Origin of the sequence: Cognatundibacterium luofuense, from assembly GCF_018139685.1 — a bacterium.
Classification (GTDB): domain Bacteria; phylum Pseudomonadota; class Gammaproteobacteria; order Burkholderiales; family Burkholderiaceae_D; genus Undibacterium; species Undibacterium luofuense.
Genome location: NZ_JAGSPN010000442.1, coordinates 1 through 321 on the forward strand (window position 1 = coordinate 1; position 321 = coordinate 321).

The window sequence follows — 321 nt, forward strand, 5'->3', positions numbered from 1 at the left end:
TGGCATTATCCGGTGCGCCCGGGAAGCTGCTTAGGAACCACAGCAAGACCATGAGTGCAAGAATGATGGTGCCGACCCGGGTGGTAAACACTTTGACGCGCTCCCACAAACCTAGCAACAAATTGCGGCCATTTGGCAGGCGGTAATCGGGTAATTCGAGCATTAAGGGATGCTTTTCAGCGCTACCCCATTTTTTCTTGAACACCAGCGCCACTAACATGGCAGAGACAATACCCGCCAGATACAGTGCAAACAATACCAGCCCCTGCAGGCTCAACACCCCCAACACTTCGCGCTCAGGGATGAAGGCGGCAATAATTA

1 pseudogene is annotated in these 321 nt (G+C 53.0%); it reads right to left on the minus strand.

What is annotated here, in order from left to right:
* A pseudogene (locus KDM89_RS21145) lies at nucleotides 1-321 on the minus strand (ferrous iron transporter B); the annotation flags it as partial.